14 protein-coding genes and 2 pseudogenes are annotated in these 19,055 nt (G+C 70.7%); 10 read left to right on the forward strand and 6 right to left on the reverse strand.

Translation table 11 applies throughout. The features are described from left to right. Positions 1–43: 43 nt before the first annotated feature. The 5 genes from B5P21_RS13375 to B5P21_RS13395 all read right to left on the reverse strand — a co-directional run bounded on the left by B5P21_RS13375 (position 44) and on the right by B5P21_RS13395 (position 5,452). Entirely contained in the window at positions 44–592 is a 549-nt protein-coding gene (locus tag B5P21_RS13375; protein WP_052663169.1) for an AAA family ATPase, read from the reverse strand. Positions 593–658: 66 nt separating this feature from the next. Beyond that, complete coding sequence (locus B5P21_RS13380) at positions 659–1,555, reverse strand: FAD-dependent thymidylate synthase (protein WP_052663168.1); 897 nt, start codon at positions 1,553–1,555, stop codon at positions 659–661. Next, positions 1,552–2,904, reverse strand: a complete 1,353-nt coding sequence (locus B5P21_RS13385) for a glycosyltransferase (RefSeq protein ID WP_133064197.1) — start codon at positions 2,902–2,904, stop codon at positions 1,552–1,554. Before B5P21_RS13385 ends, B5P21_RS13380 begins: the two co-directional genes overlap by 4 nt. Then, complete coding sequence (locus B5P21_RS13390; RefSeq protein WP_045526854.1) at positions 2,886–3,740, reverse strand: radical SAM protein; 855 nt, start codon at positions 3,738–3,740, stop codon at positions 2,886–2,888. The genes B5P21_RS13385 and B5P21_RS13390 overlap by 19 nt, the downstream gene beginning before the upstream one ends. Positions 3,741–4,048: 308 nt before the next feature. Next, complete coding sequence (locus B5P21_RS13395) at positions 4,049–5,452, reverse strand: MFS transporter (protein WP_094171265.1); 1,404 nt, start codon at positions 5,450–5,452, stop codon at positions 4,049–4,051. Positions 5,453–5,616: 164 nt separating this feature from the next. Between B5P21_RS13395 and B5P21_RS13400 the strand changes: the two are divergent. The 8 genes and pseudogenes from B5P21_RS13400 (at position 5,617) to B5P21_RS13435 (ending at position 13,999) form a co-directional block, all read left to right on the forward strand. Next, positions 5,617–6,295 (forward strand): annotated as a pseudogene (locus tag B5P21_RS13400) (DUF2848 domain-containing protein). A 120-nt stretch (positions 6,296–6,415) separates the two neighbouring features. Further along, a pseudogene (gene purS / locus B5P21_RS17625) lies at positions 6,416–6,655 on the forward strand (phosphoribosylformylglycinamidine synthase subunit PurS); the annotation flags it as partial. Positions 6,656–6,807: 152 nt separating this feature from the next. Further along, the gene (gene purQ, locus B5P21_RS13410; protein WP_045526849.1) at positions 6,808–7,503 is read left to right on the forward strand and encodes a phosphoribosylformylglycinamidine synthase subunit PurQ; all 696 of its coding nucleotides are present in this window, start codon (positions 6,808–6,810) and stop codon (positions 7,501–7,503) included. Beyond that, positions 7,500–9,866 (forward strand): phosphoribosylformylglycinamidine synthase subunit PurL, encoded by a 2,367-nt coding sequence (purL, locus tag B5P21_RS13415; RefSeq protein ID WP_045526847.1) that lies wholly within the window; start codon positions 7,500–7,502, stop codon positions 9,864–9,866. The genes purQ and purL overlap by 4 nt, the downstream gene beginning before the upstream one ends. Beyond that, a complete protein-coding gene (locus B5P21_RS13420) occupies positions 9,863–10,660 on the forward strand; it encodes a dienelactone hydrolase family protein (protein WP_045526845.1) in 798 nt (265 codons plus the stop codon). The genes purL and B5P21_RS13420 overlap by 4 nt, the downstream gene beginning before the upstream one ends. Positions 10,661–10,907: 247 nt before the next feature. Beyond that, positions 10,908–11,960, forward strand: coding sequence for an endonuclease/exonuclease/phosphatase family protein (locus B5P21_RS13425; RefSeq protein WP_094171266.1), 1,053 nt, complete (start codon positions 10,908–10,910; stop codon positions 11,958–11,960). A 200-nt stretch (positions 11,961–12,160) separates the two neighbouring features. Further along, the gene (locus tag B5P21_RS13430; RefSeq protein ID WP_045526841.1) at positions 12,161–12,871 is read left to right on the forward strand and encodes an SGNH/GDSL hydrolase family protein; all 711 of its coding nucleotides are present in this window, start codon (positions 12,161–12,163) and stop codon (positions 12,869–12,871) included. Between the two features lie 90 nt (positions 12,872–12,961). Continuing rightward, positions 12,962–13,999 carry an acyltransferase family protein gene (locus tag B5P21_RS13435; protein WP_045526839.1) on the forward strand — a complete coding sequence of 346 codons (1,038 nt, stop codon included), beginning with the start codon at positions 12,962–12,964 and terminating at the stop codon, positions 13,997–13,999. Between the two features lie 356 nt (positions 14,000–14,355). Here the strand turns inward: B5P21_RS13435 and B5P21_RS13440 are convergent, their stop codons facing one another. Next, positions 14,356–16,635, reverse strand: coding sequence for an acyltransferase family protein (locus B5P21_RS13440; RefSeq protein WP_094171267.1), 2,280 nt, complete (start codon positions 16,633–16,635; stop codon positions 14,356–14,358). A 214-nt stretch (positions 16,636–16,849) separates the two neighbouring features. On the opposite strand from B5P21_RS13440, the gene B5P21_RS13445 reads away from it, so the two are divergent. Further along, the gene (locus B5P21_RS13445) at positions 16,850–18,268 is read left to right on the forward strand and encodes a tyrosine-protein kinase domain-containing protein (protein ID WP_094171268.1); all 1,419 of its coding nucleotides are present in this window, start codon (positions 16,850–16,852) and stop codon (positions 18,266–18,268) included. Between the two features lie 9 nt (positions 18,269–18,277). Beyond that, positions 18,278–18,997 (forward strand): arsenate reductase/protein-tyrosine-phosphatase family protein, encoded by a 720-nt coding sequence (locus tag B5P21_RS13450; RefSeq protein ID WP_045526834.1) that lies wholly within the window; start codon positions 18,278–18,280, stop codon positions 18,995–18,997. Positions 18,998–19,055: the final 58 nt, after the last annotated feature.

The following is a 19,055-nucleotide window of genomic DNA, read 5'->3' on the forward strand; positions in this document are numbered from 1 at the left end:
CCGACCGGCTCCTCATTGTCATTGGACCCGAGCTCCGCGCGGGTCACTCGTACGCGAGCGCAGCGACCTCGCTGAAGGGCGTGGCGGACGTGATCACGCGTAGCGGTTCCGGGAGATCCATCCAGGCGAACAGCTGCGTCTCGATGCGCTGGAGCTCGTCCACGCCCCCGGAGGCGGACAGCATCGTCAGGATCTTCTGTTCGACCGATCCAGAAGGTGCGCGGTTCGCCCTCCCTTCGACTCGGCGCCAGCATTCCGCGGTCTCCTCCTTGAGCAACACGCGATGCACGTGTCCGCCACCCGCCACCACAGCCTCCTCGAAAGGGCGTGCCTCTTCCGGGACGAAGAACAGCTGAGGGAAGATGACGTTCCCACCTGCCGCGATCTGCTCGCGGAGCACCGCGAGCGCGAGCGGTTGGACTTCGGCACCTGCACTCAGGAAGTCCACGTGAAAGGTCCCCAGCAGACCGCGGATCACATCGACGTCGAGGTTCAACCACCCCCGCCTGGACTCGATGAAGCTCCGCGCGAACGTGGACTTCCCGGATCCGGGTAGACCGTTGAGGAAGATGCAGTGGGGGGCGTCAGTCATCGTGGTCGGATCCCCTGTTCGGGCGACGGCCCATGCGGCAAGTCGATCGCGGCGGCCTGGTCCCGGTCATGCGAAGGTCCTCGCGCCCTTGGACGCCTCGACCTCTGTCCGCAACGAACGCCACGCGAGCAGGTTCCCGACGCGGGGCAGATGCTCGAGCGGCAGGTCGTGCTGCCTCCCATTTCGATCCGTGAAACGCAATTCGCCCTTGTTCCGGTTCTCGGGCCACGGCGTGGCGACGTGCTCGAGCGGCGACCAGTGCGGCGGGTCCGCGGACACCAGCTTGTCGAAGAGCTTGAGGTCCGCTTCGGGGTCGGCATTGCCATCGTGCGTCAGGTACGACGTCCGGGCGCAGCGGGCTGCGCTGATGCGGGCGAGCAGATCACCTCGGGCACCGTCCTCCTCGACGTCGCGGTCGGTGACATAGGGCAGGTGCCACCCGCCTGCAGGCAACTGTCGAGGGACGGACCCCGAGCGCGCATCCGACATCGCCTTCGCGAGGGCCCGGACCTCGGGTTGGGCCAGCTCAGAATCTCGCTGGAGGAAGAAGTTGTCCCAGGCGGTGGACGTCACGACGCTGGTATGCCACATGAAAGGCTCGAGCACACGATTGGTGACGGACTTGTGCAGGCCGGCGGCTTGCAGATCCGCAGCGCGGTCCATGGCGAATCGCCCGATGTCCCGCCAGATGCCCTTCACCGTCTCCGCGTCCTCCAAGGCGTCCCCGCCTTGCATGCCACGTCGTTCCGCAGGCCATGCGAGCGGCTCCGCCTGTCCCACGCTCATGCTGGAGAGCTGTCGGGACACCGGTACTGCCCTGCTGCTCGACGAGTTCCGAGAGAAGACCCTGTGCGAGTTGAACTGAGGCAGCATGAACCGGTGGAAGCGCACTTCCAACGTCGTCAACCTCACGCCTGACTCGTAGGTGCTGTCGGCGATCACCGTCGCGCTGGGCTGGTTCACTCGGCGTCCGCCTTGTCGTCCTGTGACGTGCGCCCGTAGGCACCTGCCTCGATCGACACGAGCAGCTCGGAGAAGTTCGTCGCGGCATCGAACTTGGTGAGCACCTGCTCCCTCATCGCGGCTGACATCCTCCTGCGGTCTGACACGGGCGCGTCCATCGCGCGCTCGATGGCCCCGGTGAACGACTCGACATCGGTCACGTCGAACATGAAGCCCGTCTCGCCGTCTGCTAGCTGATCCTGGTACCCACCGTGCCTCGGTGCGACGATGACGGGCGCTGCGTCCCGTGACCAGCACGCGACTTCCTGCGGTATCTGCCCCATCGGCTCGCCTTCGGCAGAGAGCAGGAACGCGACGGTCTCAGGGAGGCCGGCGAGAGCCCTCGGGAGCTCCCTCTCGAACCGGGTGATGTAGTCGTACGACTCGATCTCCCGGCGCAGCTGCACAGCGTGGGGAGCCGCACCGTCGAGCTCATGGCTCCCCGGAATGGCTGCGATGAGCACCAGATGGCATGGCCTTCTGACTCGGGAGACCGCTTCGATGGCGAAGGGGATCCTCTTCATGGGATGGTCTCGCCCGAAGTGCACGACAAGGGGAAGGGTCCGGTCAATTCCGAACCCCTCGACGACCGACGCGCACTCCGCGGCCGTGTACGGCGCCATCTCAGCGGCGCCCGAGGAGACCCCGTGGCCCAGGCGCATCCAGGCGTCCGACCGCGCTCCGTAGTCCCGCTCGATCTTCCCGTCGAAGAAGGGCGTCAATGTCGTTATGAACGTAGAAGCGTCTTCGTTGGCACGGCGCACGTACTCGCGTTCCAGGGCTTCCCTCCCAGGGATCCAACCCTGGCCGTCGACGACCGCGGACGAATGGAAGGCCAGAGCGAAGAGGATCTTGTCTAGCTTCCATCCGGGGAGGGTGTTCTCGCAGCACTCCCGCACGAGCGCATACGGGACGTCCACGCCGATGAACAGGACCTGGTCGTATTCTTCGGCGAGCTGGGAGAGGAGATCCGCCGCCGAGGAACTCAACTCCGCCCACTTCGCGTACGCCCACAGGGGGTTCCGCGCATCATGCGGAAGGCGATGGATGCGGATCCCCGACGCATTCGCCCTCGCGAGGGAACTCTCCAACATGTCGTCGTCGACCCGGTAGTCGGAGCTCGGGATCGTCCAGTCGTGCACAGCGACGTGAAGGTCCCAGCGTCCACAATCGGCGACCTGCAACTTGGCCTCGACACAGGCCCAGGCATCCATGAGGATCCGCGTCTGGACTCCCGAGCCGTGGTACATGTTCGCTACACCATCCGTGTTCGCATACAGCAACGCCCGCATCAGAGCTTCTGCAGCCACTTCTTGTACGCGACCACCTCGGGAGCGAGCGGGTCCTGCCTCCAGAGGGAGTCGATGGAGTCGTGCCGCACATCGCCGAGGATCTCGTAGGTGTCTCCCCTCGGCAGGAGGATCTTCGCCTCCGGGGAGACGATGAAGCAGCTGGCTGTGTCGCTGTCGGAGGCAGCGACCTTCACGTCACCGGCGATCTCCATGGCCTCCGCCGTGACCGACTGGAAGGTTGCGGTGGGCAGCGCATGGCGGTCGACCCCACGGTTGTACTCACCTCGAGAGCTGTACTGGTAGAGGCGCCAGACGCTGGGCCGGATCACGTCGTTCACGACACGGGCCATCTCGGCGATGTGGTGCTGGTTGACGCTGCTGACGACGGTGGCGATCTTCAGCTGGACGCCCGATTCCTGCACCAGGGACACCGCCCTCATGGCCTTCGCGAGAGTGGCTCGCTTGCCACGCATGTCCCGGTGGACGTCGGGATCGCACGCATCCATGGATATGCCGATCACGTCGAAGTGGTCGACGAGCCTCCTTGCGGGGTCTCGGCTCAATGACGATTCCAGGAGCTCGCCGTTGGTGTTCAGGATCGTCTTCTTGCCCTGGCCGCGGAATGCACGCGAGTAGTGCCAGACGTCATCGCCGACTACCAGGGGTTCACCGCCGCAGAAGGTCACAGCGGGGGTCTGGGACGCGAGAATGGACTCTGCGATGATCGCGCGAAGGGAATTGTCATCCTTCGTGGGCACTGGACCCCAGCAATAGTCGCAGGTCAGGTTGCACCGTGACGTCATCCACCAATCTACGGAGGGCGGCGTGATGGGAAGCGGCGGATTCTCAGTCATGTCACATCCTTGTGCTTGGGACTCGATTAGCGCGACGCTACCAACCGTGGGGCGGCCCGCACGGGAGTTGCACACAGGAGCGTGACGCCTCCCGTGTTGCGGGCGCATGGCCCGAGGAAGACGGTGGGACACGTCGGCCGCACGCACGGCGAGGAGCGGCCCGTCGTCCTCGCCATCGCGCAAGAGCGGATCGCCAAGCTGGGTCCGACGGATCGGCGCGTCCCCGCCGATGACGAGGTCGCGTCCATCCCCCACGGCGCCGACGGCCAGGGACCGTCGACGCCGCCGGGTGGGCCGGATCCTCCGGGTCAGCGCGGGGAGAGCGGCGCCGCCAGGCCCTCGGCGCCCGTGCGCACGTACTCCTCGTCCTCCTCCACGTTCGAGTCGCGGCCCATCGCGAGGCCCACGAGCGTGAGCACGACCGCGGCGGTGAGGTACAGCGCGATGCCGACCCAGCTGCCGGTCTCCTCGTAGATGATCGTGAACATCAGCGGCGCGATGGCCCCGCCGATCACGCCGGCGATCGTGTACGCGAGCGAGGCGCCCGTGTAGCGCAGCCGCGGCGAGAACTGCTCGATGATGTACGCCGCCTGCGGCCCGTACATGAAGGAGTAGAAGAAGAGGCCGAGCACGATGCCCACGCCGAGCACGAAGGTCGACGACCCGTCGGTGATCGCGAAGAACACGTACGCCCACACCGCCGCGCCCACCGCGGCGGCCGCGTACAGCGCCCGGCGGTTGATGCGGTCGCTCACGGCGCCCGCGAACGGGATCGTGAACAGCTGCACGGCGGATCCGACGAGCACGGCCACGAGCACCTGGCTGCGATCGAAGCCGAGCGTGTTCACGCCGTAGGTGAGCGTGAAGACGGTGAAGAGCGCGTAGAGCACGTCGGGTCCGACGCGGCTGAGGATCGCGGCCACGAGCGGGCGCGCCTGCGTGCGGAAGATCTCCGAGATGGGCGCGCTCGGGCGGTCGCCGCGCTCCTGCAGCGCGCGGAACACGGGCGTGTCCTCGAGCTTCAGGCGGATCCAGAGGCCGAACGCCACGAGCAGCGCGGAGAGCAGGAAGGCCACGCGCCAGCCCCAGTCGAGGAAGTCCTCCTCGGTGAGCAGCACGGTGAGCAGCGCGAGGGCGCCGTTGGCGAGCAGGTTGCCGGCGGGCGGGCCGACCTGCGCGGCCGATGACCAGAAGCCCCTCTTCCGCGGATCGCCGAACTCGCTGGAGAGCAGCACCGCGCCGCCCCACTCGCCGCCGACGCCCACGCCCTGCGCGAAGCGGAGGAGCACGAGGATGATCGGCGCCGCGAGGCCGATGGTCGCGTAGCCCGGCAGCACGCCGATGAGGAACGTCGCGATGCCGATGAGCAGCAGCGTGAGCACGAGGACGGGCTTCCGGCCGATCTTGTCGCCGAGCCGCCCGAACACGAACCCGCCGACGGGGCGCGACACGTAGCCGACCGCGTAGGTGGAGAACGCGAGGATCGTCGCCGTGTAGGGGTCCGACGCGGGGAAGAACACGATGGGGAACACGACGGCGCTGGCCGCCGAGTACACGGCGAAGTCATACCACTCGAGCGAGGTGCCGGTGAGGCTCGCGGTGAACGCCTTGACGAGCTCGCGGCGGGTGGGCTTCTCGGTCGCGGCGGGTGCCGCGTGCGCGCCGGATGCGGGCGCGGTCGCCGCCGGGGAGGCGGTGGGGTCGTCGACCATGGGGCTCCTCGGTGAGGGAGCCGGGCTGGCGGATCCGGCGATCGGATCCCGCCCGGCGTCCGGTCGGTGTGCTGTATACAGTAGGCATACCGGAGCGCCGGCACCATGGTCGAGGCGCCCGGATCCGCATTTCTTCACACGCTCGAAACACCACAGGAGGACCGATGACCACCCTGCGCTTCCAGCTGCCCGACGGATCCACCCCGAGCGTCGAGGTCGTGTCGCTCCTCAACGCCGGCTACGCGGGCCGCGACCAGGTCGAGGTGCAGGCGCACATCGACGAGCTGGCCGAGCTCGGCGTGCCCGGGCCCGAGACCACGCCCGCGCTCTACCCCGTCGCGCCGTATCTCGCGTCGCAGGCCGAGAGCGTCCCCGCGCAGCATGGCCGCACCTCGGGCGAGGCCGAGTGGGCCCTCGTGATCACCGACGACGACGTGCTCCTCACCGTCGCGTGCGACCACACCGACCGCGCGCTCGAGGTGCACGGCGTCGCGTGGAGCAAGAACACCCGACGTGCTCGGCCGGAAGGCCTGGCGCCTCGCCGACGTGCGCGACCGACTCGACGCGATCCGCCTCCGCGGCTGGGTCGGCGAGGAGGGCGCCGAGGAGCTCATCCAGGACTCCACGCTCGCCGCGCTCCTCACCCCGGACCACTGGCTCGAGGTGCTCGAGCGGCGTGGCCTCCGCGTCCCCGGCACCGTGCTGATCTCGGGCACGGTCGCGATGGCCCCGGGCGTCGACCAGTTCGCGCCGCGCTGGCGCGTGCAGCTCGAGGATCCCGCGACCGGCGAGACCATCGACGCCGCCTACCGCGTGGAGCTGCTGCCCGAGGCGATCGGCTGATCCCGCCCCGCGCCCGCCCGGCGACCGCCCCGCGCCCGCCCCGCCGGCCCATCCCGGCGGGGCGCGGCCGTCCGGTACGCTGAGCGCATCCACCCGCCTGCAGGAAGCCGGAGATCCATCGTGCCCACGATCGTCGTCGAAGTGATGCCCAAGGCCGAGCTGCTCGACCCCCAGGGGAAGGCCGTGGCCGGCGCCCTGGCCCGCCTCGGCAAGGACCGCTTCACCGGCGTCCGCATCGGGAAGCGCTTCGAGCTCACCGTCGAGGGCGAGGTGGACGACGCGCTGCTCGCCGACGTCCAGACCCTCGCCGCCGACATGCTGTCCAACTCCGTCATCGAGGACGTCATCAGCGTCCACGTCGCCGGGCTCGACGGCTTCGGCATCTCCGCCGAGGCCGACATGTCCACCGGCAACGTCACCGACGAGCGCACGGTGGCCGACGGCGGCACGGCCGACACCGACGTCGCCGCACACCCGCTCCCCCACGGTTCCGCCGCGGCGGAGCAGCGCTGATGCGCGTCGGGGTCATCACCTTCCCGGGATCCCTCGACGACCGCGACGCGCAGCGCGCCGTCCGTCTCGCGGGCGCCACCCCCGTCGCGCTCTGGCACGGCGACCACGACCTCCAGGGCGTCGACGCGATCGTGCTCCCCGGCGGCTTCAGCTACGGCGACTACCTGCGGGCGGGCGCCATCGCGGCCTTCGCGCCGATCATGCGCGAGGTCGTGGACGCGGCCGAGCGCGGCGTGCCCGTGCTCGGCATCTGCAACGGCTTCCAGATGCTCACCGAGGCGCACCTGCTGCCCGGCGGGCTGATCCGCAACGAGGCCGGGAACTTCGTCTGCCGCGACCAGCGCCTCCGCGTCGAGGCCACCAGCACCGCCTGGACGAGCGCCTTCACGCCGGACGAGGAGATCACCATCCCGCTCAAGAACGGCGAGGGCGGCTTCATCGCCGACGCCGACACGCTCGACCGCCTCGAGGGCGAGGGCCGCGTGGCCTTCCGCTACCTCGGCGGCAACCCGAACGGATCCCTCCGCGACATCGCCGGGATCGCCAACGCCCGCGGCAACGTCGTCGGCCTCATGCCCCACCCCGAGCACGCCGTCGAGGAGGGCTTCGGACCGGACACCCCGGCCGCCATGCGCTCCGGTGTCGACGGCCTCCGTCTCTTCACATCCGTCCTCGAAGGAGTCCTCGCGCAGTGAGCGTCCACCCCGATCCCGCCTCCGTCCCCACCGACCCCGCGGGAGAGGGGCTGAGCGCACGTCGCCACGTCGCCGACACCGTCGAGATGGCCGAGCGCACCCCCGAGAAGGAGCAGCCGTACGCGGCGCTCGGGCTCACCGAGGGCGAGTACCTGAGGATCCGCGAGATCCTCGGCCGCCGCCCCACGAGCGGCGAGCTCGCCATGTACTCGGTCATGTGGAGCGAGCACTGCTCCTACAAGTCCTCGAAGAAGTACCTGCGCCAGTTCGGGCAGAAGGTGTCCGAGTCCATGAAGAAGGACCTCATGGTCGGCATGGGCGAGAACGCCGGCGTCGTCGACGTGGGCGAGGGCTGGGCCGTCACCTTCAAGATCGAGAGCCACAACCACCCGTCCTACATCGAGCCGTTCCAGGGCGCGGCCACGGGCGTCGGCGGCATCGTCCGCGACATCATCTCGATGGGCGCGCGCCCCGTCGCCGTCATGGACGCGCTGCGCTTCGGCGACATCGACGACCCGGACACCGCGCGCGTCGTGCACGGCGTCGTCGCGGGCATCAGCTTCTACGGCAACTGCCTGGGGCTGCCGAACATCGGCGGCGAGACCTACTTCGACCGCGTGTACCAGGGCAACCCGCTCGTCAACGCGCTCGCGGTCGGCGTGCTCCGCCACGAGGACCTCCACCTCGCCAACGCGCGCGGCGTCGGCAACAAGGTCGTGCTGTTCGGCGCCCGCACGGGCGGCGACGGCATCGGCGGCGCGTCCATCCTCGCGAGCGACACGTTCGCCGACGGCGGCCCGACCAAGCGCCCCGCGGTGCAGGTCGGCGACCCGTTCGCCGAGAAGGTGCTCATCGAGTGCTGCCTCGAGCTGTTCGCCAAGGACCTCGTCGAGGGGATCCAGGACCTCGGCGCCGCGGGCATCTCCTGCGCCACGAGCGAGCTCGCGTCCAACGGCGACGGCGGCATGCACATCCGGCTCGAGGAGGTGCTGCTGCGCGATCCGTCGCTCACGGCCGAGGAGATCCTCATGTCGGAGAGCCAGGAGCGCATGATGGCGGTCGTTCAGCCGGAGAAGCTCGAGGGCTTCCTCGAGGTCGTCCGCAAGTGGGACGTCGAGACGAGCGTGCTCGGCGAGGTCACCGACACCGGCCGCCTCGTCATCGACCACCACGGCGAGCGCATCGTCGACGTCGAGCCGCGCACGGTCGCGGTCGACGGCCCGGTCTACGACCGGCCCGTCTCCCACCCCACGTGGATCGACGCCCTCCAGGCCGACTCCGCGTCGCGCCTCGCGCGCCCCACCGAGCCGGGCGACATCAAGGACCAGTTCCTGCAGCTGCTCGGCAGCCCGAACCTCGCCGACGCGTCGTGGATCACCGACCAGTACGACCGCTACGTCATGGGCAACACGGCCCTGTCGTTCCCCGACGACGCCGGCATGGTCCGCGTCGACGAGGAGAGCGGCCTCGGCTTCTCGGTCGCGACCGACGCGAACGGCCGCTTCTGCCAGCTCGACCCGTACCGCGGCGCGCAGCTCGCCCTCGCGGAGGCGTACCGCAACGTCGCCGCGTCCGGCGCCACGCCCGTCGCCGTGAGCGACTGCCTCAACTTCGGCAGCCCCGAGGACCCCGAGGTCATGTGGCAGTTCAGCCGCACGGTCGAGGGCCTCGCGGACGGCTGCCTGGAGCTCGAGATCCCCGTCACGGGCGGCAACGTCTCCCTCTACAACCAGACGGGCACGCAGGCCATCCACCCCACGCCCGTCGTGGGCGTGCTCGGCGTGATCGACGACGTCGCGCGCCGCATCCCCTCCGGCTGGCAGGACGAGGGCGACAACATCTACCTGCTCGGCGTCACGCGCGAGGAGCTCGACGGATCCGCCTGGGCCGGCACCGTGCACGACCACCTCGGCGGCGTCCCGCCCGTGGTCGACCTCGCGGCGGAGAAGGACCTCGCCTCGCTCATCGCGGCCGGCGCCACCCAGTCGCTCATCGCGAGCGCGCACGACCTCTCGGACGGCGGCCTCGGCCAGGCGCTCGCGGAGTCCGTCATGCGCTTCGGCGTCGGCGCCCGCGTCTGGCTCGACGGCATCGTCCAGCGCGACGGCGTCGACCAGGCGACCGCGCTCTTCTCCGAGTCCACCGGCCGCATGCTCGTCACGGTGCCGCGCGAGGACGACGTCAAGTTCCAGGGTCTCTGCGAGGGGCGCGGCTACCCGGTGCTGCGCATCGGCGTCACGGACGCGCAGGCGCCCGGCCTCGAGCTGCAGGGTCTCTTCACCCTGTCCGTGGGCGAGCTGCGCGGGATCCACCGCGCCACGCTCCCCGCGCGCTTCGGCACCGCCGTGGAGGCATCGGCATGACCGACCCCGCATCGACCCCCTTCTGGTCGCCGTCCCTCGCCGAGCTCACGGAGCGCGTGCCGCTGCCCGCGGGCGCCGACATCCAGATGGGCCCCGTGCTGTACGACCACGAGGGCACCGAGCTCGAGGGCCTCCTCGCGCGCGACGCCGGGCAGAGCGGCCTCCGCCCGGCCGTGCTCGTGATCCACGACTGGTCCGGCGTCGGCGGGCACGTGGCCGCCCGGATCCAGATGCTCGCGCGCCTCGGCTACGTCGCGTTCGCCGCCGACGTCTACGGCCGCGACGTGCGCCCCGGCCCGGAGGAGGCCGGCCAGGTGGCGGGATCCTTCTACGCCGACCTCCCGCTCCTGCGCGCCCGCGTGCAGGCCGGCATCGACCGCCTCGCGGCCGAGCCCGACGTCGACCCGTCGCGCATCGCCGTCATGGGCTACTGCTTCGGCGGCAGCGCCTCGCTCGAGGTCGCCCGCGCGGGTGCCGACATCAAGGCCGCGATCTCGCTGCACGGCAGCCTCGTCGTGCACGAGCCCGCCGACGTCGCCGACGTGAAGGCCGCGATCCTCGTCCTCACGGGCGCGGACGACCCGATGGTGCCCGACGAGAAGGTCGCCGCGTTCCAGGACGAGATGCGCACGCGTCCCGCGATCGACTGGCGGGTCGGGACCTACAGCGGCGCCATGCACGCGTTCTCCGTGCCGGGCGTCGACTCCCCGGATCACGGCGCGCAGTACCAGGACCGCACCGAGCGCCGCTCGTGGCGCGCGCTCACGGACTTCCTCGCGGAGCACCTGGGCTGATCCTCCTCCGCGTCGACCCGCGCGCCGCCGGCACCCGCCGGCGGCGCGCGCGTCTGTCCGCGGGCCATGCGCCGACTGGTGGAAACCTCCGCGACCCGCCGACACGCCGCCCTCGGGTTGCCATCCCCGCACCCCTCGCGTAGACCTGTCCGTGCAGTTCACGCATCCGCCATGCGCCGTTGGTCCCCGCAGGGGTCCCGTCGCGCAGGCTGATCATGCGAGACACGTGCGACCCGAGGAGATCTCCATGATGGCCAGCGGCGGATTCAGCCGACGCGACCTGTTCGACGGTGCCGGATCCTCCGATCCCGGCGTCGGGCGGCCCACCCGAGGTTCCGGCACGGCGCTCCTCGAGCGGCCGCGCGCGGACGAGACGACCACCACGACGGACGGCCCGGACGGCACCGCGGAGGCCGCCCCCCCTCCGTCTCGTCAGGCGGCAGCGACCTCCGTCGCTCCCGCCCCGCCCCAGCAGGCGACCATCGGCTCGGCCGAGGGCGACCTCGTGCACGTCATGACCTGCAACATCCGCCTGGCCCGCCCCTCCACCGAGCCGGGCGATCCCGACCACTGGGCCGACCGCGAGCCCGTGCTCGCCCGCTTCCTCCAGCTCGAGCAGCCCACCGTCCTCGGCGTGCAGGAGGCCCTCTCGGCCCAGCTGCCCGCCATCGCCCGGGCGCTCCCCCACCACCGCATGCTCGGCTACGGCCGCGACGGCGGCTCCGGCGGCGAGTACAGCGCGATCTTCTACGACGAGCGCCGCCTCGACGTCGTGGCATGGGACCAGTTCTGGCTGTCCGACCTGCCGGAGCTCATCGGATCCCGCTCCTGGGGCTGCAGCACCACGCGCATCGCGACGTGGGCGCGCTTCCGCGACCGCCGCAGCGGCGCGGAGTTCGTGCACCTCAACACGCACCTCGACCACGAGTCCGAGCTCGCGCGCGTGAAGAGCGCCGACCTCATCACCGAGCGGCTGCAGGAGGTCGCGTCCGGCGCGCCCGTCGTCGTCACCGGCGACTTCAACGCGCCGGCCGAGGAGTCGGCGGCGTACGACATCCTCACGCGCGACGCGGGCCTCGCCGACACCTGGACCACGGCCGCGCACCACGCGACCCCGGGCATCGGCACGTTCACGGCCTACGGCGACCCGGTGCCCGAGGGCGAGCGCATCGACTGGATCCTCGCGGGCGACGGCGTCGAGGTGGTCGACTCGGCCATCAACCCGTACACGTTCGAGGGCCGCTCCCCCTCCGATCACGCCGCCGTCCAGGCGCTCGTGCGCCTCGCCCGCACCGCCTGACCCGCGCTGCACCGGGCCCCGGCCGCACGTCGGCCGGGGCCCGAGCACGCCCTCCGCGGATCGGCGGTCCGCCACGCCGCCGCCCGGGACGATGGAAACCGCATGCCACAATGGTTTCCGAGCGGCCCCGTGATCGCAGCGGCTGACGGGGTCACCGGCTCGCCGCCGCCGCGGACCCCTCCACGATCGGATGAACACCTATGCCCGCACGTCGCATGGCCCGGGGCGCCCTCGGCGCCCTCGCCGCCGTCCTCCTGCTCGCCGGGTGCACCAGCGCGCCGCAGCCCGCCCCCACCGCCACCGAGGGCGAGCCCGCGCCCGGCGCGTCCGCCACGACGGCGCCCGAGGACATGGTCCGCATCGTCGTCATGGGCGACTCGAACACGAACGGCTTCGTCGGCACGCTGCCGCAGGGCATCGACCAGGGCATGGCCTACGTCGACTACGTCGTGGGTGACCCGCTGACCTTCGCGGGCGGCTGGGGCACCGACGGCGCGACCAGCACCGTGATGGCCGCCAACACGCCCACCGTCGAGGACGTCGACGTCGCGCTCATCATGATCGGCACGAACAACCGCATCGCCGGCGTGCCGGACACGCAGCTCGACGCGGACATCCTCCAGACGGTCGAGAAGCTCGCGCCGAAGGAGACGGTGATCCTCGGGATCCCGCCGCAGAACGCCTCGCCCGAGACGCCGCCCGAGGTGAACGCGCACCTCGAGGAGTTCGCCGACGCGCAGGGGTACCACTTCTTCAACCCGTGGAAGAACCTCACGAACAAGGACATGAAGTGGCGGACCGAGTTCTTCCGCGACGGGATCCACACCAACATGACGGGCTACAAGCTCATGGGCTCGGAGGTGCGCAAGTACGTGCGCACCGAGGTGCTCGCGGACGGCGCCCAGAAGTAGGGCCAATCCCCCGCCCTCCCGCCGGCGACCCGACGGTTAGGGTCGAAGCGGTGCCTCCGAAGGTCGCGCCCGCACCAGAGGAGAGCCCGCGTGACCAGCACCGTGACAGTGAAGAGCGAGACCGGTCGGAAGATCGAGTTCCTCGAGGCGGTCCGCGGCGTCGCGTCGTTCATCGTGGTGCTGCAGCACCTCATCGCGGCGGAGTACCCGGCGTTCGAGGACTTCAGCCGGCAGTGGGTGGACGCCGGGCGCGTGGGCGTCGTCGCGTTCTTCCTGGTGAGCGGGTACGTCATCCCGCTGAGCCTCCAGCGGCAGGACACCCGCACCTTCCTGGTGCGCCGCCTCTACCGGCTCTTCCCGCTCTACTGGCTCGTGCTCGGCCTCATGATGCTGTGGGTCGCGACCACGGGCGACGGCGAGCTCGGCGGCCCCCTCGTGATCATGGCGAACGTGCTCATGGTGCAGGGCGCCGTGGGCATCTTCACGATCGTGCCGACGGCCTGGACCCTCGGCATCGAGCTGATCTTCTACGGCCAGTCCCTCGTCGCGAAGCTCATCGGCCGCCTCGACCGCAGCGTCGTCATGGGGTACGTGTGGCTCGCGGGCTTCGTCGCCGCGGCGATCGCCGGCCGGGTGCTCGAGCGCGAGCTGCCCTGGACGCTGCCACTGCTGCTCTACACGGCCTCGCTCGGGCACGCGGTCCACCTGCGCGATCGCGACGGATCCACCGCCTGGCGCGGCCTCCTCGTCGCCGGCGTGGTGGGCGTGCCGCTGTTCACGTACCTCAACGGCGGGCAGGACGCGGCGTGGCCGCCGTTCGACTACGCCGTGTCGTTCCTGCTCGGCCTCGGCCTGTTCTTCGCCTTCTACGCGTCGCGCGGGGCGGCCCATTCACGCGTGCTCATCTGGCTCGGTGCGATCTCGTACGCCGCGTACCTCCTGCACCCGCTCGCCTACCGCGTGGTGCGCGCCGTGGACGTGCCCGAGGGGATCGTGCGGGTGATCGCCGCCATCGCGGTCACGCTCGTCGTCTCCTGGCTCGTGCACCGGTTCGTGGAGGTGCCGTTCATCGGCGTCGCCCGTCGCCTCACGAGCCGCTCGTCGGCCGCGAAGGCGCCGCGGGGCTAGGTCCCGCACCGCGGACCCCGCACCGGGCCCCGAGGGGTTCGGGCACCCGCGCCGTCGTGCCGTCATCTCCCCGATCCGCGTTCCCTGCGGACGCGCGCCCGGGCTGCTCGCGGGTGGCGCACAGGGCCGCGTCCAGTGGCGAGGTGCGGCTCCGGCCCACGGCTCACGGCTCACGGCTCACGGCTCACGGCTCACGGCTCACGGCTCACGCTTCGACTCGCGCTCCCGCTCCGGCAGCTCCGGCTCCGGCTCCGGCTCCGGCGCGCGATGACGCGATCAAGCCGCCGGACGCACGACGATGGGCGCCCCTCCCATCAGGAGGAGCGCCCATCGTGGCGTGCGGTGATGCGGGCGGGTCAGCCGGCGGCCGGAGCCGGGGCCGCGCCGATGCCGAGCAGGGCGAGGATGTCCGCCATGATCGGCGCGAGGTCCTGCGACTGGCGGGCCGTGAGGTGCGACGTGTCGCCGCGCACGGGGATCCCGTTCACGAACGCCGGGCACGTGCCCTGGCTGCAGAACCAGCCCTGCGTGTTGATGAACTGGACCGGGGCCCCGACCTCCGTCGCCGCGGCCTCCATCGTGCGGGCGTGGCTGATGAACGACGGCGACACCGTCGACTGGCAGTCGTTCGGCGAGCTCGTCGGCGTCTTGCACTCCACGAGGGCGGTGGCTGCCGGCGGACGGGACAGGACGATCACGTTGGACGCCGCGGTCTTCAGCGAGCCCATGGTGGCGAGCGCACCGGCCTGCCACTCGCGGTCGGCGGCGCCGCCCGTCGCCCCGGTCGACAGGTACGAGTTGTCGACGGCCTCGCTCATGAGGATGAGCGCGGGCTTCGTCGCGTTCATCTCGCCGAGCGCCCAGTTGCGGAAGTCCGTGCACTCCGTGTACTCGGAGCCGTCGGTGTCCGTGCTCGTGACGGTGGACGCGGGGCAGCGGGCCATCGTGAGCACGCGCACCTTCCAGTCGTCGCCGAGGCTCGAGCGGAGCATGGGCGCGTAGCTGATCGCGAGCGAGTCGCCGAAGATGACCGCGGTCTTCTCCGGTCCCGCCGCCTGGTTGCCGTAGACGCAGTGCTCGGCGTTCTCGACGGCGTCCTTCTCCTTGGCGAGGTCGGCGCCGAGGCAGCCGTCCTTCGCCCACTCGGTCGCGATGACGTCGCGGCCGAAGTCGCCGAACGACTCGACGGCGGGATCGAGGGCCGGCCATTCGTCCGCGGCGAGGGCGGCGGAGACCTGCTCGCCGCGGACCTCGAGCGCGTCGCCGGTGGCCGCAGGCGGGGTCGCGGTGCCACCGGTGCTCGGGCCGCTCCCGAGCTGGCTCTGCCCGCTCGGCTCGTCGCGCACGACGGCGGCAGCCACGACGCCCACCACGGCGACCGCGACGACGGAGAGCGCCGCGACGGTCATCTTCAGCTGCGCACCGGATGACCGGCGGCCGGCCTTCTTCGGGTCGAGCCAGCTGGAGCGGCGGATCGGATCCTCGACGAGGTGGAACGACGCGACGGCGAGCACGAGGGTCGCGGCGATCGCGGCACCGTAGTACTCGAGGGTGCCGGTGCCGAGCAGCGACGCCAGCAGGATGATCGCCGGGAAGTGCCAGAGGTACAGCGAGAACGACAGCCGGCCGATGTAGGTGGTGACCGGGTTCGTGATCGGCACCATGGCCTTCGACACCCCGCCGATGCCCGACGCGATCACGAGCGCGGTCGCGACGACCGGCAGCAGGCCGAAGGGCACCGGGAACGCGTTGTCACCGGACACGAGGAAGAAGGAGGCGACGATGCCCGCGAGGCCGACGTAGCCGAGCACGGGGCGGATCGCGGCGGGGAGGGTGGCGATGCGCGCCGCGAAGATCGCGAGGAGCGCGCCGATGCCGAGCTCCCAGGCGCGGGAGCAGGTGGAGAAGTACGCGACCGTCGGGCGGGCCGAGGTCTCGTAGAAGCCCCACGCGAGCGACGCCACGATGAGGACGCCGACCGTGATGCCGATCGTCTGCGTGAAGAGGCGGGCGCGCTTGGTGCGGTTCTTGGGGCTGCGGCGGCGGGCGAACGTGATCACGAGGAAGATCAGCACGGGCCAGACGACGTAGAACTGCTCCTCGACCGAGAGCGACCAGTAGTGGCGGAACGGCGAGATGGGGCCGTCGGACGCGAAGTAGTCGGTGCCGGCGCTGGCGAAGTGCCAGTTGGAGACGAAGAGGGCCGACCAGACGGCGTCCCACAGGCTGGCCTGCGCGCGCACCACGTTGAAGACGAGGAACGAGACGGCCGTCGAGACCACGAGCACGAGCAGCGCGGCCGGCATGATGCGGCGGACGCGGCGCTTGTAGAAGTCGAGGAACGAGATCGTCTTGGTGCGCTCGTACTCCTTGAGCAGCAGCCCCGTGATGAGGAAGCCGCTGATGACGAAGAAGACGTCGACGCCCACGAAGCCGCCGGACGGCCAGTCGAAGAGGTGGTCGACGATGACGGCGACCACGGCGAGGGCGCGGAGGCCCTCGACGTCCGGGCGGAAGCCCCGGTTCACCGTCGGCGAATCCCCCTCAGGTGGTGGGTTCTTGTCGTGCGGCGCGGAGCGGAGCTCCGACGGGTCCGGGAGCGCGGGCGTGCCCCGGCGAAATGTCTGCGAGCTCATGGCCCAGGTCCCTACTCACTCGTGTACCGCCGTGCAGCACTGCTGTCTGAGCGACCCTAACAGGGCACCACAGGCCCTACCATGCCCCGGACGGGGGCGTTCCGGGCTGCTGGCACCACTCGTGAGCTGTGTGATGATAGACAGCCGAGGCTGTGGATATCCCACGTATGCGGACACTCCGCGCCTGTGTGCTTTTGGGGAAGGGTTCTAAGTTATGGCGCTCCGTGACTTCATTCGGATGCTGCGTAGGGGCGCGGTGCTCATCATCCTGACGCTCCTGGTCGGGGTGGGCGCCGCGGCGGCCTTCTCCCTCCTCCAGACCCCCGAGTACGAGGCATCCACCAAGATGTACGTCGCCCAGAGCAGCTCGGGCAGCGTGCAGGACCTCCAGCAGGGCAACAACTTCATCCAGCAGGCGGTGAAGAGCTACGCGGACGTCGTCACGACCCGCGCCGTGCTCCAGCCCGTGATCGACGAGTTCGGCCTCGACATGACGTCGCGCGAGCTGGCCGAGTCGGTCCGCGCCTCCGCGCCGCTCGACACGACGATCATCGACATCACGGTCAAGGACCAGTCCCGACAGGACGCCGCGACCCTCGCCGACGCGATCGGCGCGAGCCTCACCACGGTCGTGGGCACGCTCGTCCCCGAGACCATCGAGGGCACGCCGCAGGTGCAGATCACGCAGCTCGAGCAGGCGGAGATCCCCGAGTCGCCGTCCTCGCCGAACCTGCCCGTCAACATCATCGTCGGCGCGCTCATCGGCCTCCTGATCGGCGTGGGCGTCAGCCTCCTCCGCGAGACGCTCGACAACCGCATCCGCGGGGAGCGCGACGTCGAGCTCGTCACGACCAAGCCCATCCTCGGCGGCATCGCGTACGACCCGAAGGCGACCGAGCGTCCCCTCATCGTCCAGGACGACCCGCGCAGCCCCCGTGCCGAGTCCTTCCGCAGCCTCCGCACGAACCTCCAGTTCCTGGAGTTCGGCGGCCGGTCGCGCAGCTTCGTCATCACCTCCTCCATCCAGGGCGAGGGCAAGTCGACCACCAGCTCGAACCTCGCGCTGGCCCTGGCCGACTCCGGCATCAAGGTCGTCCTCATCGACGCCGACCTCCGCCGCCCGCGCCTGGCCTCCTACATGGGCCTCGAGGGCGCCGTGGGCCTCACCGACATCCTCATCGGCCGCGCCGAGATCGAGGACGTCATCCAGCCCTGGGGCTCGGGCATGCTCTCGATCCTCCCCGCCGGCCAGATCCCGCCGAACCCGTCCGAGCTGCTCGGCTCGCAGGGCATGGCCCGCCTGCTGCAGGACCTCGAGGCGCGATACGACGTGGTGCTCATCGACGCCCCGCCGCTGCTCCCCGTCACCGACGCGGCGATCCTGTCCAAGAACGCCGGCGGCGCGATCGTCGTCGTCGCGGCAGGACGCACGCACCGCACGCAGCTGAAGAGCGCCATCGCCAACCTCACCAACGTGGGCGCGGACGTGCTCGGCCTCGTGATCACCATGCTCCCCACCAAGGGCCCGGACGCGTACGGCTACGGCCACTACGGCTACGGGTACGGGTACGGGTACACGGAGGACGAGGACGGCCAGAAGACCAAGGCGCCCATCGAGAAGATCAAGGCGTAGCTCCCCTCCATGTCGGAACTCCCCCCCACGAGCCGCAGGGCCGCACGCGCGGCCCTCGGCGACGCATCCTCCGAGAGCGTCGACGACGGCTCGTTCCGCGTCCTGTTCGTCTGCTCGGGCAACATCTGCCGCTCCGCCCTCGCCGAGCAGGTCCTCCGGGCCCGCGTCCGCGCGATCTTCGGCGGCCACGCCGCCGAGGCCGACTCGGTCGTGCGCTTCTCCAGCGCCGGCACGATCGCGGCCGAGGGGCAGCGCATGCCCGAGCAGGCGGCCGAGCTGTCCGTCCGCTACGGCGGGGACCCGAGCGAGCACCGGGCGCGCTTCCTGACGCCCGGCATCATCCAAGGCGTCGACCTGGTGCTCACCATGGCGCGCGAGCACCGCAGCGCCGTCGTGCGCGCGGTGCCCCGCGCCAACCGCTTCACCTTCACGATCCGCGAGTTCGCGGCGCTCTTCGAGCACCTCGTCGAGGTGACCGGGGACGAGAAGCACATCGCGTGCGACAGCGACGTGCCGGAGCAGCTGCGGGCGCTCATCCCGCTCGTGGCGGCGCAGCGCGGCGTGACCCTGCCTCCCGCGCAGGAGGACGACTACGACGTGGTCGACCCCTACCGCCGGTCGCAGGCCACCTACGACGCCTCGGGCGAGCAGGCCGGAGGCGCCATCGAGTCGATCCTCGAGTCGGTGCGGGCCGTGACCCGCACGGACGCGCCACGCCTCCGGGGCTGACCCGACCAGCCCGCCACCGCACACGCGAGCGCACGCCGCTCCATCAGACACCACCGGC

The sequence above is a fragment of the Clavibacter michiganensis subsp. insidiosus genome (assembly GCF_002240565.1).
GTDB classification, from domain to species: domain Bacteria; phylum Actinomycetota; class Actinomycetes; order Actinomycetales; family Microbacteriaceae; genus Clavibacter; species Clavibacter insidiosus.